General features: G+C 63.9%; 18 protein-coding genes. 9 read left to right on the top strand and 9 right to left on the bottom strand.

Going from position 1 to position 20745, the window contains the following annotated elements; translation table 11 throughout:
• Positions 1-8: 8 nt before the first annotated feature.
• Together O0881_RS16860 and O0881_RS16855 are read right to left on the bottom strand one after the other, a co-directional pair.
• Positions 9-452, bottom strand: coding sequence for a thioesterase family protein (locus O0881_RS16860; protein WP_077399141.1), 444 nt, complete (start codon positions 450-452; stop codon positions 9-11).
• A 130-nt stretch (positions 453-582) separates the two neighbouring features.
• Positions 583-2031 carry a PQQ-dependent sugar dehydrogenase gene (locus O0881_RS16855; protein ID WP_289912289.1) on the bottom strand — a complete coding sequence of 483 codons (1449 nt, stop codon included), beginning with the start codon at positions 2029-2031 and terminating at the stop codon, positions 583-585.
• Between the two features lie 216 nt (positions 2032-2247).
• On the opposite strand from O0881_RS16855, the gene O0881_RS16850 reads away from it, so the two are divergent.
• Together O0881_RS16850 and O0881_RS16845 are read left to right on the top strand one after the other, a co-directional pair.
• Positions 2248-3354, top strand: coding sequence for an S-(hydroxymethyl)glutathione dehydrogenase/class III alcohol dehydrogenase (locus O0881_RS16850; protein ID WP_034753481.1), 1107 nt, complete (start codon positions 2248-2250; stop codon positions 3352-3354).
• Between the two features lie 118 nt (positions 3355-3472).
• Positions 3473-3706, top strand: a complete 234-nt coding sequence (locus tag O0881_RS16845) for a hypothetical protein (protein WP_034784311.1) — start codon at positions 3473-3475, stop codon at positions 3704-3706.
• Positions 3707-3718: 12 nt separating this feature from the next.
• Here the strand turns inward: O0881_RS16845 and O0881_RS16840 are convergent, their stop codons facing one another.
• The gene (locus tag O0881_RS16840) at positions 3719-4723 is read right to left on the bottom strand and encodes a helix-turn-helix domain-containing protein (RefSeq protein ID WP_251349285.1); all 1005 of its coding nucleotides are present in this window, start codon (positions 4721-4723) and stop codon (positions 3719-3721) included.
• 115 nt (positions 4724-4838) lie between these two features.
• On the opposite strand from O0881_RS16840, the gene O0881_RS16835 reads away from it, so the two are divergent.
• The 3 genes from O0881_RS16835 (at position 4839) to O0881_RS16825 (ending at position 9125) form a co-directional block, all read left to right on the top strand.
• Positions 4839-7790: a DUF6701 domain-containing protein gene (locus tag O0881_RS16835; protein ID WP_289912288.1), complete on the top strand. Its 2952-nt coding sequence runs from the start codon at positions 4839-4841 to the stop codon at positions 7788-7790.
• 87 nt (positions 7791-7877) lie between these two features.
• Positions 7878-8576 (top strand): dienelactone hydrolase family protein, encoded by a 699-nt coding sequence (locus O0881_RS16830; protein ID WP_289899433.1) that lies wholly within the window; start codon positions 7878-7880, stop codon positions 8574-8576.
• Positions 8577-8708: 132 nt separating this feature from the next.
• Positions 8709-9125 (top strand): SRPBCC family protein, encoded by a 417-nt coding sequence (locus O0881_RS16825; protein ID WP_251349283.1) that lies wholly within the window; start codon positions 8709-8711, stop codon positions 9123-9125.
• A gap of 38 nt (positions 9126-9163) precedes the next feature.
• On the opposite strand, the gene O0881_RS16820 is transcribed toward O0881_RS16825, so the two are convergent.
• Positions 9164-10780 carry a M28 family peptidase gene (locus O0881_RS16820; RefSeq protein WP_289912287.1) on the bottom strand — a complete coding sequence of 539 codons (1617 nt, stop codon included), beginning with the start codon at positions 10778-10780 and terminating at the stop codon, positions 9164-9166.
• Between the two features lie 135 nt (positions 10781-10915).
• Between O0881_RS16820 and O0881_RS16815 the strand changes: the two genes are divergently transcribed.
• From O0881_RS16815 to O0881_RS16805, 3 genes are all read left to right on the top strand, one after another.
• Positions 10916-11761, top strand: coding sequence for an alpha/beta hydrolase (locus tag O0881_RS16815; protein ID WP_289912286.1), 846 nt, complete (start codon positions 10916-10918; stop codon positions 11759-11761).
• A gap of 272 nt (positions 11762-12033) precedes the next feature.
• Positions 12034-14190: a DEAD/DEAH box helicase gene (locus tag O0881_RS16810; RefSeq protein WP_251349280.1), complete on the top strand. Its 2157-nt coding sequence runs from the start codon at positions 12034-12036 to the stop codon at positions 14188-14190.
• Between the two features lie 438 nt (positions 14191-14628).
• On the top strand, positions 14629-16284 hold the full coding sequence (locus O0881_RS16805) for a PAS domain-containing methyl-accepting chemotaxis protein (protein WP_099665611.1): 1656 nt from the start codon (positions 14629-14631) through the stop codon (positions 16282-16284).
• A gap of 35 nt (positions 16285-16319) precedes the next feature.
• Here O0881_RS16805 and bamE read toward each other — a convergent pair whose 3' ends face one another.
• From bamE to O0881_RS16780, 5 genes are all read right to left on the bottom strand, one after another.
• Positions 16320-16628 (bottom strand): outer membrane protein assembly factor BamE, encoded by a 309-nt coding sequence (bamE, locus tag O0881_RS16800; protein WP_289912285.1) that lies wholly within the window; start codon positions 16626-16628, stop codon positions 16320-16322.
• On the bottom strand, positions 16625-17413 hold the full coding sequence (locus O0881_RS16795; RefSeq protein WP_099665609.1) for a hypothetical protein: 789 nt from the start codon (positions 17411-17413) through the stop codon (positions 16625-16627). The genes bamE and O0881_RS16795 overlap by 4 nt, the downstream gene beginning before the upstream one ends.
• 62 nt (positions 17414-17475) lie before the next feature.
• Complete coding sequence (locus O0881_RS16790) at positions 17476-17835, bottom strand: nucleotide pyrophosphohydrolase (RefSeq protein WP_289912284.1); 360 nt, start codon at positions 17833-17835, stop codon at positions 17476-17478.
• Positions 17832-18293, bottom strand: coding sequence for a GNAT family N-acetyltransferase (locus tag O0881_RS16785; RefSeq protein WP_289912283.1), 462 nt, complete (start codon positions 18291-18293; stop codon positions 17832-17834). The genes O0881_RS16790 and O0881_RS16785 overlap by 4 nt, the downstream gene beginning before the upstream one ends.
• A 35-nt stretch (positions 18294-18328) precedes the next feature.
• On the bottom strand, positions 18329-19768 hold the full coding sequence (locus O0881_RS16780) for a cytochrome P450 (protein ID WP_289912282.1): 1440 nt from the start codon (positions 19766-19768) through the stop codon (positions 18329-18331).
• A 113-nt stretch (positions 19769-19881) separates the two neighbouring features.
• Between O0881_RS16780 and O0881_RS16775 the strand changes: the two genes are divergently transcribed.
• Positions 19882-20739, top strand: coding sequence for a helix-turn-helix domain-containing protein (locus O0881_RS16775; protein ID WP_289912281.1), 858 nt, complete (start codon positions 19882-19884; stop codon positions 20737-20739).
• Positions 20740-20745: the final 6 nt, after the last annotated feature.

The raw sequence follows: 20745 nt of genomic DNA, 5'->3' as shown, positions 1-20745 counted from the left end.
ACCGCGCCTCAATCGATCCAGTTCACCTGTGGGAACTTGCTGCCGAAATCTTCCGGCATGGGCACGACCTGGCTGAGCTTATAGTTGAAAAACACAAAGCCGGACTTGGCCATCGCGATCAGGGTGCTGTCGCGCGGACGCGTGATGCGGAAAGTGATGTCGCCGCCATACTTGTTGAAATCCATGACGCCCACTTCGAACAGCAACTGGTCGCGCGCATGGGCTTCGGCGCGGTAGGTGGTGGCCAGGTCGGTGACGATGATGCCGGTACCGTCCGCTTCGATGTCGCGCACGCCATATTCGAACAGGAAGCGGGCGCGGGCCTCGGAAATCATGGAAATCATGGAATCGTTGCCGAGATGGTTGCCGGCGTTGATGTCCGTCGTGCGTACCGTCAGTTGCGAGGAATAGCAGTACTGGTCTTCGGGAAATTCAAGTTTCAAACGGGCCATGGTGTTCTCTTGGGCTGGTGCGCAGGGCGCGGCGAAAATGCCAATTCTAGCCGGTTCCCCGCACCCCGTCGAAAAATGCCGCCCCAGGTGTGCGCCGCCATGACTGCTTGCGCGCGCTATTTACAGACGCTTATTTGCGTACGATCCGGTACACCTTGCCCGTGCCGCTCAGCATGTACAGCTCGTTTTGGCCATCCTGGCCGAACGAGACGATGTTGCCCACGTTCGCGATACCCCAGTCCGTCACGGCGGAGGCCGTGCCATTGCTGTAGCTGAAACTTTTCAGCCAGCCGCTGCAGTAGTCGGAATACAGGTATTGCCCCGCCAGTTCCGGCAGGGCTGCGCCCCGGTACACATAGCCGCCCGTGATCGAACAGCCGCCGGCCGTATCGTGGCCGTAGGTGATGACGGGCAAGACCAGCCCCGTCTGGTTGCAGCTGGGGCTGTTGTAGCACTGCGCGCCTTCCATGATGTTCCAGCCGTAGTTGTTGCTCGCCTGGCTCACGGGCCGCACGTCGACCTCTTCCCAGCTGGCCTGGCCCACATCGGCGATATACAGCAGCTGGGCCGGCACGTCGAAGGCGTAGCGCCACGGATTGCGCAAGCCGTAGGCCCAGATTTCAGGGCGTCCGCCCGCCGTGGCAAAGGGATTATCGGGTGGAATGGTGTACGGCTGGGCGACGCTGCTGGCGTTGACGTCCAGGCGCAGCAGTTTACCGAGCAGCACATTCGTGTTTTGCGCGTTGCCGGGCGGGTCGCCGCCGCTGCCGCCGTCGCCCGTGCCCGCATACAGATAGCCGTCCGGGCCAAAGCTGAGCAAGCCGCCATTGTGGTTGCTGAACGTGGGGTGGGCAATCGTGAGGATGCCCAGCGCCGACAGGGGATCGGCCACGTTGGCGTTGCCGGCCGACACTTGCCGCCGCTCGATGACGATGTCGCCGGCCAGGTTGGTGTAATAGATGAAGAAATAACCATTGCTGGCGTACTGCGGATGAAAGGCCAGCGACAGCAAGCCCCGTTCGCCGCTGGTGGTGGTGAGCGTACTGATGTCGAGGAAGGGCGTGGCCAGCAGGCTGCCGTTCTGCACCACGCGGATGCGGCCGGCCCGTTCGACAATGAACAAACGGCTGTCGCCCGGCGGCGCCGTGAGGAAGAGGGGAGCATCCAGTCCGCTGGCCACTTCCTGCAGGCGCAGGGCCAGCGGCGTGGCTGCCGCATACGTGACGCTGGCGCTGGCCGTCGCGCCCGCAGTGACTTGCACCTGCTGCGTGACGGGCGTGGGCGACAGCGTCCCCGTGCCTTGCGTCACGCTGGCGGCGCCAACCGCGTAGGCGCCGGGCGCCAGGCCGGTGAGCGTGGTGCTGGCCGTCAGCGTCTTGCTGTACGACGCAGGCCCCGTGACCGTGACGGCGCCCGCCACGCCGGCCGGCAAGCCGCCGATGGTGACCGTCAGGTTTCCCGTGGTGGCGCCCGGCGCAGGGTGGTGATGGCCGCCGCCACAGGCAGCCAGCAGCGCCAGGCAGCATGCCAGCAGCAGGGCCAGCCAGGGCGGCGGCAAGCGGGAAAGGAAATGGCGCATGTCAGTCTCCTGCGGGAACGACGCAATGGCTGCTCAAGAGGGGATGGGCTTGTGCCAAGAATGCGCGTCTTTGCGGCGGGAAGTTTGAGCTGGCGCAAACGTACGGTGGCATCGGACAAATGCGCCGCGTTTTCAGACAAGCGCGCCGGCACTTGCGCCACGGCGCCCGCCGGCGCCCGATAATGGCGCATCTGAAACCGAGCAGGAATGACACACATGAAAACCAAAGCCGCGATTGCCTGGAAAGCGGGCGCCCCGCTGACCATCGAAGAAGTCGACCTGGCCGGCCCGCGCGCCGGCGAAGTGCTGGTCGAGCTGAAAGCCACGGGCATCTGCCATACCGATTACTACACCCTGTCCGGCGCCGACCCGGAAGGCATCTTCCCCGCCATTCTCGGCCATGAAGGCGCCGGCGTCGTCGTCGACGTGGGCCCGGGCGTGACGACCCTGAAAAAGGATGACCACGTCATTCCCCTGTACACGCCGGAATGCCGACAGTGCAAATTCTGCCTGTCGCAAAAGACCAATCTGTGCCAGGCCATCCGCTCCACGCAGGGCCGCGGCCTGATGCCGGACGCCACCAGCCGCTTTTCGCTGAATGGCCAGCCGCTGTTTCACTACATGGGCACATCCACCTTCTCCAATTACATCGTTGTGCCGGAAATCGCCCTGGCGAAAATCCGCTCCGACGCGCCGTTCGACAAGGTGTGCTACATCGGCTGCGGCGTGACGACGGGCGTGGGCGCCGTGCTGTTCTCGGCCAAGGTCGAGGCGGGCGCCAACGTGGCCGTGTTCGGCCTGGGCGGCATCGGCCTGAACGTGATCCAGGCGGCGAAGATGGTGGGCGCCGATAAAATCATCGGCATCGACATCAATCCGGCGCGCCAGGCCATCGCGCGCAAGTTCGGCATGACGCATTTTATCAATCCGAACGAGGTGGAGAACGTCGTCGACGCCATCGTGCAACTGACGGATGGCGGCGCCGATTATTCGTTCGAGTGCGTCGGCAACACGACCCTGATGCGCCAGGCGCTCGAGTGCACGCACAAGGGCTGGGGCAAGTCCTTCATCATCGGCGTGGCGGCGGCGGGCCAGGAAATTTCCACGCGTCCATTCCAACTGGTGACGGGACGCGAATGGCGCGGTTCGGCCTTCGGCGGCGCGCGGGGCCGCACGGACGTGCCGAAGATCGTCGACTGGTATATGGAAGGCAAGCTCAACATTGACGACCTGATCACGCACCGCTTGCCGCTCGAACGCATCAACGAAGGTTTCGACCTGATGAAGAGCGGCGAATCGATCCGTTCCGTCGTGTTGTATTAATTTTATCTGACTGTACTCATTGCGCAACACTTGACGGACGGGGCAGGGCGGCGCGCTGTACTTCGCCGCGTGCCCCTGCTAGTGTGAAGACATCACCGCCTTGCTTCGGGAGCCGTCCATGTTTGCCACTGCCTACCTCGCGACCTTGCGCCGCATGCTGCCCGTCTTCCTCGGCGCGGCCCTGTCTTCCCTGTTGGCCTTGTGGTGGAGCAATGCCGCCAGCCTCGCCACGCCCGCCATCTGGCTGGCGCTGCTGGCCACGTATCTGCTGTGCGCACTCCTGTTTACGCCGCTGGCGCGGCAGAGCCGCCAACTGGCGACGCGCCACGTGCGTCACGGCAAGCCGCGCTGATACCCGCTGCGCCTAGCGCGCCGTGCTGGAAAAGCGCTCGCGGTAATCGCGCGGCGTGATGGCGAGTTTCTTTTGAAACAGGCGGCGCAGCCTGTCCTCGCTGTGCAAGCCCGCCTGTACGGCCACCTGTTTTAAGGAAGACACATTGTCTTCCAGCAAGCGACGCGCCACTTCAAAGCGGGCCGTGTCGATGAATTCCGTGGGACTGGTGCCCGTTTCGCGCTGGAACACGCGCGTGAAATTGCGCTCGCTCATGGCCAGCCTGGCCGCCAGCAGCGGCACGGTAAGCTCTTCGGCAAGATGCTCCATGATCCAGCCCTGCAACTGGCGGATGGTCGGGTGCGTCGTCATCTGGCTCGACAGGTGCACGGAAAACTGCGACTGGCCGCCGGGCCGCTTCAGATACACGACCAGGTCGCGCGCCACTTCCAGCGCGATATCGCGGCTGAAATCGTCTTCCACCAGGGCCAGCGCCAGGTCGATGCCGGCCGTCACGCCGGCCGACGTCCAGAATTTCCCTTCCCGCACAAAAATCGCATCGGCATTGACCTGTATCAATGGATAGCGCTGGCGCAGGCTGTCCACGGCGCTCCAGTGCGTGGCGGCGCTCTTGCCGTCGAGCACGCCGGCCTCGGCCAGGAAGAAGCAGCCCGTGCACAGGGCCGCGAGGGTATCGATGCGCGGCGCCGCCTCGGCCACCCAGGCGGCGAGGGCGGGAATGTCCTGCAAGACTTGCTCGACGTGGTGGCAGCCGACGATGACGGCCAGGTCGGGCAGCCGGTTCACATCGAGCGCCTTGCTGGCGTGCAGCGACATCAGGGTGTCCGACTCGACCGGGCCGACGGCTGTCGAGGCGATGCGCACGTCGTAGCCGCCGGGCAGATTGCGCAGGCGCAAATGGGTGTTGGCGTAGTCAAACACTTTCATGGCGCCGATGGCTTCGAGCGCCTTGAAGCCGGGATAGACGATGATGTCGACGGTGCGCAGGGGGAATTCTTTGGGGCTTTGCTTGATCATGCGATATGCGCGAGGGGGATAAATACTGCCATAATGCAACAACAGCGATGGCGTAGGTTAGCATGAAATAATCCGCGCGCCCGCTGGCTTCCCACCCACCGGATTCCTCGATATCGTGCGCTTACTCCACATTTTTGCCGCCCTGACATTGCTGCTGGGCTCAACCCTTGCCCACGCGGCCACGCTCAACTTCAATGGCGGCGCCGTCAGCGGCTGCACCCTGCCGGCGTCCAGCACCCAATATACTTGCGCCTCGCTGGCGCTGAGCTCTACCGACGTCATCGTCATCGGCAGCGCGTATGCCGTGACGGTCAACAGTTCCCTGGCGATGAGTTATAACCAGGGCTTGACGATGAGCGGCGACGCCACGCTGACGGTCAAGGGCAACCTGGATATCAAGGATATCAATCCGCCGAACCTGAAAGTAACGGGGGGCAACCTGACAGCCGAAGGCGGCACTTTCCTCATGGGCGCGCAGGAACAGACCGTCACGGCCAATATTTCGGCCACGACCATCAAAATGGGCTCGAACAACGTCAAGGTGACGGGCAAGATCAGCGCCAAGGGCCCGGTGGAAATTGCCTCGGGTTCCGTCATCAACGGGGCCATCAGCGGCACCGTCGTCAACATCCTGCCCGCCAGTACCCGCATCCAGGGCGATATCACGGCGACCACGTCGCTGACCATCGGTTCCGGCAGCCAGGTGACGGGCAACCTGAAATCGCCGACCATCGACTTGAAGGCCTCGGGCCTGCTCGTCACGGGCGACGTGGACGCGAGCAATTCTTTGACGATCGCCTCCGGCAATGGCATCAAGGGCAATGTGGACGCTGGCGAGGTGACCCTCGACTCGTCCAACGCCTATATCACAGGCAACGCCAAGGTCGACCACATCACTCTGGGCTGGCAGGGCCGGGTGCAGCAAACCATTACTTGCAAGGCGTATACGCCATCGAACCCGTGCAGTTGCGTGACGAACAACAGCGGCTGGGCCTTCAATGAACCGATGGGGCCGAAGTGCGGGCCCGGTACGCCGACCGGACTGCACCATTTCCAGATCGAGCACCCGCTGACGGCGCTCACTTGCCAGGTACCCACGGTGACGGTGACTGCCTGTGCCGATGCCAACTGCAGCGCGGTGTACAAGGGTAGTCCCAGCCCCAGCGTCACCGTCAGCCCGGGCGGCGTGCCGACGCAGATCGATACCAGCGGCGTCAATCCCAATGTCACGGTGCGCCAGACCACGGTGGGCATCGCCACCCTGAGCCTGGTCAGCACGCCCGCCACGACGGGCGCGCTGGTGTGCAAGAGCGGCGGCAATACGAGCAATTGCCAGATCAGCTTTCTCTCCAGCGGCTTCCAGGTAAGCGGCGTTCCGCGCTACGCGGAGGACGTGGCCGTACTGGAAATCAGCGCCTTGCAGACCTCGTCCGGCAACAGGGACGTGTGCGTGCCCATGTTTGCCAGCCAGACCAAGCAATTGAACCTGACTTGCGGGTACAGCAATCCGGACAAGGGAACATTGCCTGCGCGCATCTTTGACAGCGTCCAAAATAGCTATGTCGCCCTGGCTGGCAGCGACCAGAGCAGCTGCGCCGTGGCGAGCACCAAGGTGAATGTGACGTTTGGCGCCGATGGCGTGGCAAAGCCGAACATGCTGTATGCCGACGCGGGTGCGCTGATCCTGACGGCTGCCTACAAGCCGGACAGCGGCAGCGACAAAGGTTTGGACATGAAAGGCAACGGCACGGTCGTCGTGGCGCCGAAGAAATTTCTGTTCACGACGCTGGCGCCGATTCAGCGCGCGGGCCTGGCGGCAGCGCCCCTCGTGGCGGGGACGACCATCACGTTATCGGCCGTCAACGCGGCCGGTGCCGTGACGAAGAATTTCGGCAACGAAAGCGGTGTCGCCGTGCAAACAGTCGTGCTCGACCGTAATCTGCTGGCGCCGCTCTACACAGGCGTAGTCAATCCGCAGGTCAGCGGCGATCTCGATTTCGTGACGAAAGGGGGCATCATCACGGCGCCGCCGCTGGTCTGGCCAGAAGTGGGCAAGATCAATTTCACGGCCGCGCTGCAAAACGGTTATCTGGGCAGCAGCCTGACGTCGCCGGGGACGAGCGACCCCGTGCTCTTTTATCCGCACCACTTTGTGACGGAACTGGTCGTCAAGCAAGTGGACCTCCCGGGGGGGACGAAGACGGAGTTTCCTTTCCCGTGCAGCGCGCCGCTCGTGTGCGCCGGCAACCGCGCCGTGTATTCGCGCCAGCCCTTCGACCTGACCATCCGCGCCCAGACGGCCGCCGGCAACGAGACGAAGAACTTCGACGCCAGGAATGCCGACATCAACAAAACGCAGGTGCCGCTGGTCCCGTATGACGCGGCCACGGGGAACAACAAATATCCGCCCACGGCGCCATCGGGCAGCACGCTGACGGATGGGGCAACAGTACCTGCGGCCGTGACGGGCGTACCCGTCACCAGTTTTACCAATGGCGTTGCCACGCGCGCCATCGCCTACAGCTTCCCCGCCGCCTATGCCGTGCCCAAGGAGCCGACAGCGCTGGCATCGCCGACGGGGCTGCTGCTGCGCGCGACGTATGCCTATCCGGCGGCTGGCAATGTGAGCTCGGCGCCGGCCGATGGCAAGGAAGCGCAGCTGACCGTGTTCACGGGCCGCCTGATGGTGCCGCATGACTACGGTTCCGAGCGCTATCCCGTGCGCCTGGCCGTGCAGGCGCAGTACTGGGACGGCAAGACCTGGGTCACCAGTCTGCTGGACAGCATCAGCGCCTTCGGCAGCGCGCAGGTGGTGTTTGCCAATTGCAAGAAAACACTGGCGTGCAAGGACTTTGCATTTCCCGCTGGCACGACTATTACTTATACGTTCGACAAGGGCATCTTGCCGTCGAATAGACGCTTGATTGTGGCGGCGCCCGGCGCCGGCAAGACCGGCAGCGTCGATGTGTCCGTGCCCGGCATCGCGTACTTGCCCAGCACCGTGGGCACCGTCGTCTTTGGCGTCTTCAAGTCGGGCCCGGTGATTTACCTGCGCGAGATGTATTGAGCCAGGACAAAGGGTGGGCGCAGAAAGAGGGAAAAACCAGTAACATGCCTGGCTGTGGCATTCCCCCAACCTCAGACTGGAGTTTCTATGAGCACAACATCGCAGTGGATCGATATCGCCGGCCCGGACGGCAGCTTCCAGGCTTACCTGGCCGTGCCGCACGTGGGCAAGGGCCCCGCCATCATCCTGTTGCAGGAAATTTTCGGCGTCAACGAGCACATCCGCGCCGTGGCCGACCAGTACGCGGCCGATGGCTATGTGGTGCTGGTGCCTGACCTGTTCTGGCGCGCCGGTGCGCACATCGAACTGGGCTATGACGCGGACGGCTGGAAGCGCGCCGTCGAACTCATGCAGGCTACCGATAACGAACATGCCTTGAGCGATATCAAGGCCACCATCGCCGTCCTGCGCGCGCGTCCGGAAGTGACGGGCAAGCTGGCGTCCGTCGGCTACTGCTTCGGCGGCCGCTTGTCGTTCCAGACGGCCGCGGCTGGCCTGGTCGACGCGGCCATCGCCTATTACGGCGGCGGCATCCAGAACAAGCTGGACCTGGCCGACCGCATCCAGGTGCCGCTGCTCATGCATTTCGGCGGCCAGGACAGCCACATTCCGCCGGAAGCCGTGCAAAAGATCGCCGAACGCTTCGAAGACCGGCAAGACGTGGAAATCCATATCTACCCGGGCGCCGAGCACGGTTTCAACTGCACCCACCGCGACAGCTACCAGCAGCGCGCCGCCGCCCACGCGCACGGCAATTCCTTGATTTTCCTGGCGGAAAACCTGTAAGGCTGTCTCGCCAGGCCGGCCAGTCGTTATTCTCGAGCTCAATACGCGCCCAGCAACAAAGCCGCATGGGCGCTAAAATAGCGGCTGTGCCGGGCAACGCCCGGCAAACCTGGATGAGGAACCGAATTAAAGATGGCCCAAGTAATTGTTTCTGTAACATTGGCGGCAAGCGCCGAACGCGTGTGGGATTTTATCGGCGGCTTCCAGTCGCTGGCTGAATGGTCGAGTTCGATCAAGACCAGCCTGTCCGAACACGGCGGCCGCGTGCGCCGCCTGAAAACCACGGACGGCGCCATCATCGCCGAACGCCTGCAAAGCTACAGCGAGGCGGACAAGAGCTACAGCTACACCATCGTCTCGGGGCCGATCCCCGTCAAGAACTACCGCTCCACCCTGCGCGTCACGGGCGAGCCGGGCGGCGCTTCCTGCGTGGCGGAATGGGCTAGCGAGTTCGACGCGGCCGAAGGCGTGGAAGAAGTCATGGTGGGCGCGTTCCAGCACCTGTATGAAACGGCATTCATTGACTTAAAACGCATCATGGCAATTTGAATGAAAACACCGGCACAGGCCGGTGTTTTTCATGGTGCCTAGCGTTTCACCTTGCCAAACGCTTCGCCCTTGTTCCATGTAGGCAAATTCTTGTCGTTCGCCACTTCATAGCCGAGGTTCAGGGTGAATTGCGCCTGCTGCACCATGCCCGATAAATCCCACGACGGGTGGTATTCATCCGTTACCTGGTGGTAATCCTTCTTGAACGCCACCAGGCGCTCGCCGGACGCTTTCGGCTCCTTGACGAAGTCGAACGAGCCGTCGCCGGAAAACACGGCCGAACCCACGTTGAAGGCGGGCACGCCAGCCTTGGCAAACGCAAAATGGTCGGCCCGGTAAAACGCGCCGGACAGGTCGGGAATGGTGGGCGCCAGGCGCAGGCCTATGCGCTTGGCCACCTTGGCGGCGCTCGCGTACAGGCTGCTGCGCTCGGCGCCGGCCACGCCGATGTCGTGCGTCTTGCCGACGAAATTCATGCTGTCGAGGTTCAGGTCGGCGGCCGTTTTCGCCAGCGGCCACAGGGGCTTGCGCGTGTAGGCCGTGCTGCCCAGCATGCCCGTTTCCTCGCCGGCCGGCCACAGGAAGATCTGCGTGCGCCGTGCAGGTTGTTTTACCGCAACTTGCGCCATGGCCAGCAGGGCCGCCGCGCCCGAGGCATTGTCGATGGCGCCGTTGTAGATGTGGTCGCTTTGCCCTGAGCGGGCGCTGCCTTCGTCATCCTTGCCCAGGTGGTCCCAGTGGGCCGAGTAAATCACGGCTTCGTCCTTGAGTTTCGGGTCCGTGCCCGGCACGATGCCGGCCACGTTGAATTGCTCGATGCTGCGGATCTGGCTGTTCAAGACCACCTTGACCGTCGCGTTCAAGGCCACGGGACGGAACTCGCGCGTTTCCGCCTGCGCGCGCAAGGCGTCCAGGTCTTGTCCTCCCGCCTGGAACAGGGCGCGCGCCATGTCTTCCTGCAGCCAGCCTTCCATCGCATTGCCCGCGCCGGCCAGGTTGAAGCGTTCATGGCCGAAACCGTTGGCCGGCACCGACCACGGATACGACGCGGACGCCGTCGTGTGGATCAGCAGCACGCCGGCCGCGCCCTGGCGCAGCGCTTCCTCGTACTTGTAGACCCAGCGGCCGTACCAGGTCAGCGACTTGCCGGCAAAGCGGTTCGGCTCGGCAACGGTCGGCTGCGGGTCGTTGACCATCAGGATGACCATTTTTCCTTTTAAATCAGCACCCTTGAAGTCGTCCCACTGCTCTTCGGGGGCGCGGATGCCGTAGCCGGCGAACACGACGGGCGCGTCGAACGCCACTGTCTGCTGGCCATTCGCCGCGCCAAAGACGATGTCCTGGCCGAAGGCGGGGGACAAGGTCTTGCCGCCCGCGCTGAAGGTCACTGTGCTCGATGGCAATGCCTTGCTGCCGACGATGGTCAGCGCCTGACGATACGTGCCGTCCGGCAAGGGTTGCAAGCCGGCCACGGCCGCCTGCGTCTCCAGGTAGCGCACGGCCAGGTCGCCGCCGCGCTGGCCCGTGCCGCGTCCTTCCAGCAAGTCGTCGGCCAGGAAGGACAGGTGGGCGCGCAGGGGCGCCTCGGCAACGAGCGGTTGGGCGAGGGTAGCCGTGCTGAACAGGCTGGCGGCGAGGACGAAGGGAAAACGCATGACAACTCCAAAAGTGAATACGGGAAAGCAAAGCAGCGGTAATCTTACTCTACCGCAATGCTCTGGCGTAGCGCGCGGCGCGCGCCAGCCGATTGGGGCCACAATGGCTGCCGGTCCACCGACAAGGAGCGTTCCATGACTCGCCCTGACTTGCAATCGAGTAATACCCTGCGTACCGCCGACGGCACCTTGATCTACTACAAGGACTGGGGCAGCGGCCCGCCCGTCGTCTTCAGCCACGGCTGGCCCCTGTCGTCCGACGCCTGGGAAGACCAGATGTTCTATCTGGCCTCGCGCGGCTACCGCGTCATCGCGCACGACCGGCGCGGCCATGGCCGTTCCAGCCAGCCGTTCGGCGGCAACGACATGGATACCTATGCCGACGACCTGGCCGCCCTGATCGCCGCGCTGGACTTGACGGGCGCCACCCTCGTCGGCCATTCGACGGGCGGCGGCGAAGTGGCGCGCTACATCGGCCGCCACGGCACGCAGCGCCTGGCCGGCGCCGTGCTGGTGGGCGCCGTGCCGCCGCTGATGCTGCAGACGGCCGACAATCCGCTGGGCTTGCCGCTGTCCGCGTTCGACGCCATCCGCGCGGGCGTGCAGGCCGACCGCAGCCAGTTTTTCCGCGACTTGAGCGAGCCCTTCTATGGCTACAACCGGCCCGGTGCGGAGCCGTCGCAAGGCGTGCGAGACAGTTTCTGGCGGCAAGGCATGCAGGCGGGCATGCCGGCCGCCTACCTGTGCATCAAGCAGTTTTCGGAAATGGATTTCACGGGCGACCTGGCCAGATTCGACGTGCCGACCCTGGTGATCCATGGCGACGACGACCAGATCGTGCCGATCGCCGCCTCGGCGCGCCGCACTGCCGAACTCATCATCGGTAGCACATTGCTCGTGTATGCGGGCGCGCCGCACGGCCTGGCGACGACGCACAAGGATAGGCTGAACGAGGACTTGCTGGAGTTCTTGCGCACCTGAAACGGGGGCGGGCGCCGTGGCGGCGAGGCGCCCGCCGTAGCTGTTGCCACACAGAACAGGCGCAGCCGGCATATTGTTGTGTATCGTTTAATGTTGGCAAAATCACGCGCCCAATGCGTGCGGATCGCCGATTTTTCTGGCTTTTTTACGTAGATATGGCGCAAAAAACGGCGTTCTGCGGCATGCAGCCACCCGGTAAGGTCCAGTAAAGAGTAAACTAGCAGATACACTCTTTCGCATTGGGCGATTCGAGCGAACTTGTGAGTGATTTCATGTCTGATACACCAATTTCCTTATTTTCCGACCTTAACCTGAGCGAGCCGCTGATTCGCGCGCTCAAGGATGTCGGTTACGAAACACCGTCGCCTATCCAGGCGGCGACGATTCCATTATTGCTCGCGAACCGCGACGTGCTGGGTCAGGCGCAAACAGGCACGGGTAAGACCGCCGCCTTCGCCTTGCCGATCCTGTCGCGCATCGATCTGAAACAAAGCTCACCCCAAGCCCTGGTCCTGGCACCGACGCGCGAACTGGCCATCCAGGTCGCCGAAGCGTTCCAGGTGTACGCCGCCCACATCCCCGGCTTCCACGTGCTGCCGATCTACGGCGGCCAAAGCTACGGCCCGCAACTGTCGGCCCTGCGCCGCGGCGTGCACGTCGTCGTCGGTACGCCTGGCCGCGTCATCGATCACCTGGACAAGGGTTCGCTCGACCTGTCCAAGCTGAAAACCCTGGTGCTCGACGAAGCCGATGAAATGCTGCGCATGGGCTTTATCGACGACGTCGAACGCATCTTGCAAGAAACGCCGGAAGGCCATCAAACGGCCCTGTTCTCGGCCACCATGCCTTCCGTCATCAAGCGCATCGCCACCACCTACCTGGTGAACCCGGCCGAAGTGACGGTGGCCGCCAAGACGGGCACGGCCGACAACATCCGCCAGCGCTACTGGCTGGTGTCGGGCATGCACAAGCTCGACGCGCTGACCCGCATCCTGGAAGCGGAAGCGTTTGACGGCATGATCATCTTCGCCCGCACCAAGCTGGGCACGGAAGAGCTGGCCGGCAAGCTGCAAGCCCGTGGCTTCTCGGCTGCCGCCATCAATGGCGACATCCAGCAAGCCCAGCGCGAGCGCACGATCCAGCAGTTGAAAGACGGCAAGATCGACATTTTGGTCGCAACCGACGTGGCCGCCCGCGGCCTGGACGTCGAGCGCATCAGCCATGTCGTCAACTACGACGTGCCGCACGATCCGGAAAGCTATACCCACCGCATCGGCCGCACGGGCCGCGCCGGCCGCAGCGGCGAAGCGATCCTGTTCATCACCCCGCGTGAAAAGAACTTGCTCAAAGCCATCGAACGCTCGACCCGCCAGCCGATCGGCATGCTGGAACTGCCGACGATCCAGGCCGTCAACGACGTGCGTATCGCCAAGTTCAAGGAACAGATCAGCGAAACCCTGGCCTTGGGCGAACTGGAACAGTTCCAGTCGCTGATCGAAGATTTCGAACGCGAGCAAAACATTCCCGCCATCGAAATCGCCGCCGCCCTGGCGAAGATGGCGCGTGGCAATGTGCCTTTGTTGCTGGACAAAAACAAGGCGCGCGAGCAAGCCACGTGGCAAGACGACCGTCCTGCGCGCCAAGACCGCTTTGACCGCCCTGAACGCAATGACCGTTTCGAACGCAATGACCGCTTCGACCGTAACGAGCGCAGCGAGCGCCCGGCCTTCCCGAAAAAGGAACGCATCCAGCGTCCAGCCGACGCCGGCATGCAAACCTTCCGCATTGAGGTAGGTCATCAGCATGGCGTGAAGCCGGGCAATATCGTGGGCGCCATCGCCAACGAAGCGGGCATCGATTCGAAAAACATCGGCCGCATCGAAATCTATGACGACTACAGCGTCCTGGACTTGCCAGACAGCATGCCGAAAGAATTGCTGGATCAGCTGAAAACCGTGTGGGTGGCGGGCCAGCAGCTGCGCATCAGCCGCGACGGCGACGCACCGGACCTGGCGCCGCCAGCCGCGCCACGCAAGCCGTTCGCCGCCAAGTCCGCGCCAGCGTTCAAGGATGCGCCGGCGGACGCGGGCGAAGTTGCCCCGCGCGCGCCGAAGAAGGAACGTCCACGCCCGGGCGTGACGGCTTACCGCATCGAAGTGGGCCGTGAGCACGCCGTTACGCCAAGCAACATCGTCGGCGCGATCGCCAACGAAGCGAACCTGGAAGCCAAGCATATCGGCCGCATCGATATCTTTGACAACTACAGCGTGCTGGACTTGCCGGAAGGCATGCCGCCGGAAATCCTCGACCACCTGAAATCGGTCGTCGTTTCGGGGCAGAAACTGCGCATCAGCCTGGACGATGGCACGACGGAGCGCAAGCCTGCGCCGCCGCGTCCGAAGTCGCCACCCCGTAAAACGTACAAGTAAGCCATCCCCACGGGCGCTCCGGCGCCTGTGTCGCGGATTGGAGACACATCCCCCACTGGCGCATTCGCGCCAGTTTTTATTTTCCCTCAAGAAATAAACATGGTTGCCGCGTTATGGTTGGCGGCAGGTATTGCCATCTGCCGGCAATGGCCACGGCTCCTTTGCATATTTTTATCGGTGCAAACGCCATATTTATTGCCTGCTGCATCGATACATAATTTTTTATTAATTATTGTATATGCACGCAATTTAAATTTTGCATTTCAATAAAATCAATCAAGTTGAATCAAAGTAAATCCTAAAACATAAATGAATTGACTTTTATTAAATTGTTTGACTGGCGTCACTGTCGCCGAGGCGATATATCATGGGTGCTTGATGTGGTATATTGTTTTTATGTTTTTGTTATGCTAGTTGAAAAAAAATAGAGGAGCGACGATGCGGGTCAATACGCCAATCACGCAAAATGAATACGTATTAAATGAAGGCATGACGATTGTTTCCACCACGGATTTACAGGGAAACATCAATTACGCCAATCAGTATTTCATTGAAGTCAGCGGTTTTTCAGAAATGGAACTGCTGGGTGCGCCACAGAATATCCTGCGCCATCCCGATATGCCGGCCGAAGCGTTTGCCGACCTGTGGGACACCATCAAGACGGGCATGCCCTGGACCGGCATGGTCAAGAACCGCTGCAAGAATGGCGATTTCTATTGGGTCTTCGCCAATATCACGCCCGTCATCGAAAGCGGCCGCCCGATCGGCTATATGTCCGTGCGCACCAAGCCCACGCGCGAGCAGATCAACGAAGCGGCAGCCCTGTATAAAAGTTTCAAAGACGGCAATTCCGCCAACCTGGCGATCCGCAATGGCCGCGTCGTGCGCCAGGGCTGGGCCGCCAAGCTGGCCGAGTGGCGCAAGCTGAGCTTGTCGCAAGACCTGGCACTGCATTGCATCGTCTTCGGCGTGGTGCTGGCCATCCTCGGCTGCGCCGTGTGGAATATCGACGGCGACACGAGCACGGCCACGCGCAGCTGGCTCAGCGGTGCCGCCGCTGCCGCCGTGGCGCTGATGCTGTATTTCTGGGCCCATCTGCACAATTCCCTCGTCGCCCCGCTGGGCGACGCCATCACGGTGGCGCGCAAGATGGCCGGCGGTGACTTGACGGGCGTCATCGACAAGGTGCGCGACGATGACATGGGTCAATTGATGGCGGCCTTGCGCCAGACCAACATCAACTTGCACAGCATCATCGGCGACGTGCGCGCCAACTTCGAGGATATCCGCATCACCACGGCAGAAATTGCCACGGGCAATATGGACTTGTCCAGCCGCACGGAATCGCAGGCGTCCAGCCTGGAGCAGACGGCGGCCAGCATGGAAGAACTGACGTCGACCGTGCAAAACAGCGCCGACCATGTGGCCACGGCCAACGATCTGGCGGCGCAAGCGTCCACCGTGGCGGCCAAGGGCGGCACCATCGTCAGCGAAGTGGTCACCACGATGGATGAGATCAGCAGCTCGTCGCGCAAGATTCTCGACATTATCGGCTTGATCGACGGTATCGCCTTCCAGACGAATATCCTCGCCTTGAACGCGGCCGTGGAAGCGGCCCGTGCGGGCGAGCACGGTCGCGGCTTCGCCGTCGTGGCCGGCGAAGTGCGCAGCCTGGCGCAGCGTTCGGCAACGGCTGCGAAAGAGGTGAAAAACCTGATCGACCATTCGATCGCCACCGTGAACGCGGGCAGCGTGCTGACCAGCAACGCGGGTGCCACCATGGCGGAAGTGATCGCCTCGGTAGCCCGCGTGACGGAAGTGATGGACGAGATTTCCTCGACCACGCGCGAGCAGAACCAGGGCATCGGGCAAGTCAACCAGGCCGTCATCCACATGGATGGCATCACGCAGCAGAATGCGGCGCTGGTGGAGCAGGCGGCTGCGGCCGCCACCAACCTGGCGCAGCGCACCGACAGCGTGGCCCAGTCGATCGGCATCTTCAAGCTGAAGGCGTCGCCCAAGCGCAAGGTTGCCGGCGTGGGCCGCAGCGTGGGCGCGGGCGTCGCGTCGCGGGCCTTGCTGAAGGCACGATAAGCATGTCAGTCCCGCCAGCGCCATGCTGGCGGGAATCACTTCCGTACCCGGTACACCTCGCCGCCGCGCACCTGCTTCACCACCCCATCCCCGCCAAACAGAATCACATATTCCCCCTGCGCGCCCGAGGCCGCCGGATAGGTGTACATCCACACTTCCTTGCCGCTGTCGAAACGGATGGATGTGCTGTCGCCCAGCGCGGCGCGCACCTGTTCGCGCGTGCTGCTGCCCACTTGCACCGTCTGTTCCAGGGTGGCGTAGGGAACATTCTTGCTGGCTTGCAAGGCGCGCGTGCCGGAGCAGGCGGCCAGCAGCGTCAACAAGATCAGCGACAGCCACTTCATGGCGCCACCTCGTCCATGTAAGTAAATTCCAGCAGGGTGTCGTCCGGCCAGTTGCTATCCCACAAGGGCGCGTAATACGTGCGATCAAGCAAGACCTGGCAATCGCAATAGGGCAGCGAGGCGGGCGTTTGCTCGCCGCCCGCGTACAGCATGGTGAACGGCAGCGCCAGGCGGCGCTCGCCGTGCACGAGGGTCACGCCGAACAGGGGACGGTCCGTGAAGAACAGATAATTGCCATCCGGCTCGGAACACACTTTATCTGTGCTGTAGAGCATGCTGGACAGCCAGGCGATGATTTGCGGGTCGTTCGAGATCAGGCCGGAATCCATGCCGGCGCGGCATTCCAGGCGCAAGTCGCCCAGGCGCCGCGTGCCGGGCGGCAAGCCGGGCGTGATGACTTGCGCGCGCCAGCTCATGGTGGTGGCCTTGCGGTTGGCCAGCAGCACGGCGTCTTCACGCGCCGCTTGCGCATTGCGCACGGGGGCAAAGCTGTTGTCTTCGGCCAAGGGCAAGGGGATGCTGACCGTGTCGCCGGCGATGCGCAGCTGCACACCGGCCATGTCCACGCCGGGCTGGCGCGGCAGCAAGCGGAAGCGCAGCACGGCCTGCGGCGCCAGCGCATGGTCGCGTTCGAAGCGGTCCACGCCCTGCAGCATCTTGCGGTAGGACTTGTCGACGGGGTCGCGTGTGGCGTCCACCTTCACCTGCGGCACGGGCGCGGTTTGCGCCAGCGCAATAGGTCCATGGAGCAAGCCTATGATCAGCAGTAATCGATAAATACGCATGCCTGAATGCTACGCCTTTTTGCGCATCCGCCACGCACGGGTGGGCGTGTCTGTACTCGCTATCAGTATTCGCTGTATTTGCGCGCGTCGCCGCGCACCTGCTGCGCCGGGTATTTCTGTGCGTTCAGTTGCATCTTTTCCAGCACGGCCGCGTGCAGGTCGACGCCGCTCTTGTCGGCCAGGCGCACCAGGTACATCAGCACGTCGGCCAGTTCGTGGCGGATGCCCGTGCGCTTCGCCTCGTCCAGTTCGCTATCCGCGCCCGTGGCCAGCCACTGGTAGTGTTCCGCCAGTTCCGCCACTTCCACGGACAGGGCCATGGCCAGGTTTTTCGGCGTGTGGAACTGATCCCAGTCGCGTTCGTCGGCAAAGGCGCGCAGGCGCGCGCGGATGTCAAGCAGGCTGTCGGCGGGCGCGCTCATGCCGCCGCCTGCAACGGTTTTTCCATGAAGACACTGAATGGGTCGTCGGGATAGTCGCCGTACGGTCCGCGCCGCTGGTAGCCGTGGCGCGCGTACAGGGCGATCGCCTCGGGCTGGTGGATGCCCGTTTCCAGGGTCAGCAAGCGGCAGCCGCGCGCCAGCGCCTGTTCTTCCAGCAAGGCCAGCAAACGTTTCGCCAGGCCCAGTCCCCGGCTGTCCGGGTGCACGTACATGCGCTTGAGCTCGCCGAAAGCGGGCGTGACGACGATGGCGCCGCAGGCCCGTGCCGCGCCGGCCGCATCGCGGGCGACGGCAAACAGCAGGGTATCGGACGGCACGGACGCCAGGTCCAGCGAGTAGACGCACTCGGCCGGATACAGGGTCTGTTGATATGCATCAAGCTCGGCGATCAGGGTTTGCACGTCGGCTTGCTGCGGCGATTCCAGGCGGATGGTCATGGGGAGGTCGAATGAATGGGACTTCCCCCATGGTATCACTGCGGCCGCGCCAGGCGCAGCGTCAAGCCGATGGGCGACATCACAAAACCCATCAGTTCCTGCGCCTCGCCGCCATCGGGCGTGTCGACGCCGGCGATGTCGAAGCTGCCCAGCAGCATGGCCATGGCGATCTTGATTTCCAACAAGGCCAGGTAGCGGCCCGGACACGTGCGCAAGCCGGCGCCGAAGGGCATGGCGGCGCGCTTGTTGTTCGCCTCGCCGCCTTCGGCCAGCCAGCGCTCGGGCTGGAAGGCTTGCGCGTCGGGAAAGTGCGCATCGGACACCGTGTCGTGGCGCATCACGCACCACACGAGGGTGCCGGCCGGCACGGCGATATCGGCGATGACCGTGTCGCGCAGCGCCTCGACGGGCAGGAAGGGGGCCACGGGCTTGAGGCGCATGGCTTCGCTGGCGCAGGCGCCCAGGTAGTCGAGGCTATCCATCTGCTCGATCGTGAAGCGGGCCGCGTCGGGCGCCAGGCGCCGCACTTCATCGCGCGCCCGCGCCAGGCTGTGCGGATGGCGTTGCAACAGGTAAATCATCCAGGACAGCGTATTGGCCGTCGTATCCTCGCCCGCCAGCAGCATGGTCAGCACATTGCCGGCCACGGCGCGGTCGTTCACGCCGCTGTCCTTTTCGTCGGCGGCGGCGATCATCGCTTCGAGCAGGTTGGGCGGACGCTCGCGCCGTGCCGGGTCGCGCGCCATGCGCGTGCGCGCCTGCTGCACCAGGTCGGCCACGGCGGCGGACAGGGCCGCCACGTCGCGGTCCAGGCGGCGGTCGACGGGCAGCTTGACGTAGCGCCAGTACGGGAACATCGACAGGCTGCGCCGCGCCACGGCGGGCAGGATGGCGTCCATGTGGCGCTGGATCACGTCTTCGCCCGCTTCCAGCGTATTGACCTCGGTGCCGAAGGCGAGGCCGGCGATGATGTCGACCGTGTAGCGTTTCAGGTCGCCATCGAGGTCGATCGCTTGGCCTTGCGTGGCGGCAAGATGCCAGCGCCGCCGCAGGCGCTGCGCCACCGTCGCCAGCGCCGGGAAGTAGGCCTTGACGGCGCCGGGCGCCATGCCGGCCATGACCATGCGGCGCTGGTTGCGCCATTCCGTGCCCTCGGCCAGGAACAGGCCGGGGATGCCGCCCATTTCCTCGGAAACGATGGAACTGCTCAGGGGGCGGCGAAAGCCGTCGGGCCGGTCGCGCAGCACGGCGGCGACGGCCTCGCTGTCGGCCACCACCAGCACCAGGGTGCGGCCGAACCAGGCGCGCAGGTAGGGGCCGTAGCGCCGTACCCACTCTTCCACGTCGCGGTGGATGCGCGTGAGCTTGATCTGCAGGCTGTTGCCGACGATGGGCAGGGCGAATGGCCCCGGCAGGCGGCGAATCTGGCGCAGGGCCGTGGTGGCGGGCGCGGCGGGGTGATCGAGCGGGGGCATGGCGTACTCCTGGTGGATGGCGACAATGACTTCACTGTAGCGCGCTTGCGCGTCCGCGTCTTGAACGAATACGACATCGGGCGCGGCCGGAAATTGCCGGTACAATCGTCGCCATGCCTGCCGCCCCTACGCCCCTGACCCGCCTGATCGCGCCGCGCACGGCGCTCGCTTCCTGCGTGCGCGCCTTCCTCGTGCGCGACACCACGGGCTGCGCGCCGTTGCCGCCGGCGCAGCGCCTGAACCGCTTTCCCGCCGCGCCCATGTGCAGCATCGTCTGGACCGTCGCGGGCGACGTGGAAGCGGCAGCGCCGGGCCTGTCGCTGCGGGACGTGCGCATGCCGCCCGCGCTGTTCGGCGGCCCCCGTTCGTATCCGCTGGTCAGCTACAACCCCGGCCCCGTGCATACGTTTGTCGTGATGTTTTACCCGGCCGCCCTGCATGCGTTGACGGGCGTCTCGATGGATGGCTTGCTGGACCAGTTCCGCCCGCTCGACGCGCTGTTCGATGGGGACTGGCTGGCCCTGTCGGACGCCGTGCTGGCGGCGCCCGACGATGCGGTCCGCGTCAGGCTGGTGGAGGATTTTCTCGCGCCGCGCTGGGCGCTGGCGCGCAAGAGCGGCGACCATCCTGCCGGCGCCGTGCAGGACTGGGTGCGCCGCCTGGCCGTGCAGGCGGCATCGACGGGCCTGGCCAGCAGCGCGCGCAATATCGAGCGCCGCATCAAGGCCTGGGCCGGCCAGCCCATGCGCACCTTGCGCCGCATGCGCCGCGCGGAACAGCTGTTTCTCGACGAGCGCGGCGCCATCCTGCAGGGCACGGCGTCCTGGTCCGATGTCGCCGCCAGCGGCGGTTACGCCGACCAGGCCCATTTTTGCCGCGAGACGCGCGAAATCACGGGCTTGAGCCCCACCGAGCTGGCGCGCGCCATGCGCGACGATGAAAGCTACTGGATATACAGGGTGTGGAGTTGAACAGGA

Source organism: Janthinobacterium sp. SUN100 (genome assembly GCF_030397705.1).
GTDB lineage: Bacteria > Pseudomonadota > Gammaproteobacteria > Burkholderiales > Burkholderiaceae_D > Janthinobacterium > Janthinobacterium kumbetense.
This window is presented reverse-complemented; position numbering and strand designations above follow the sequence as displayed.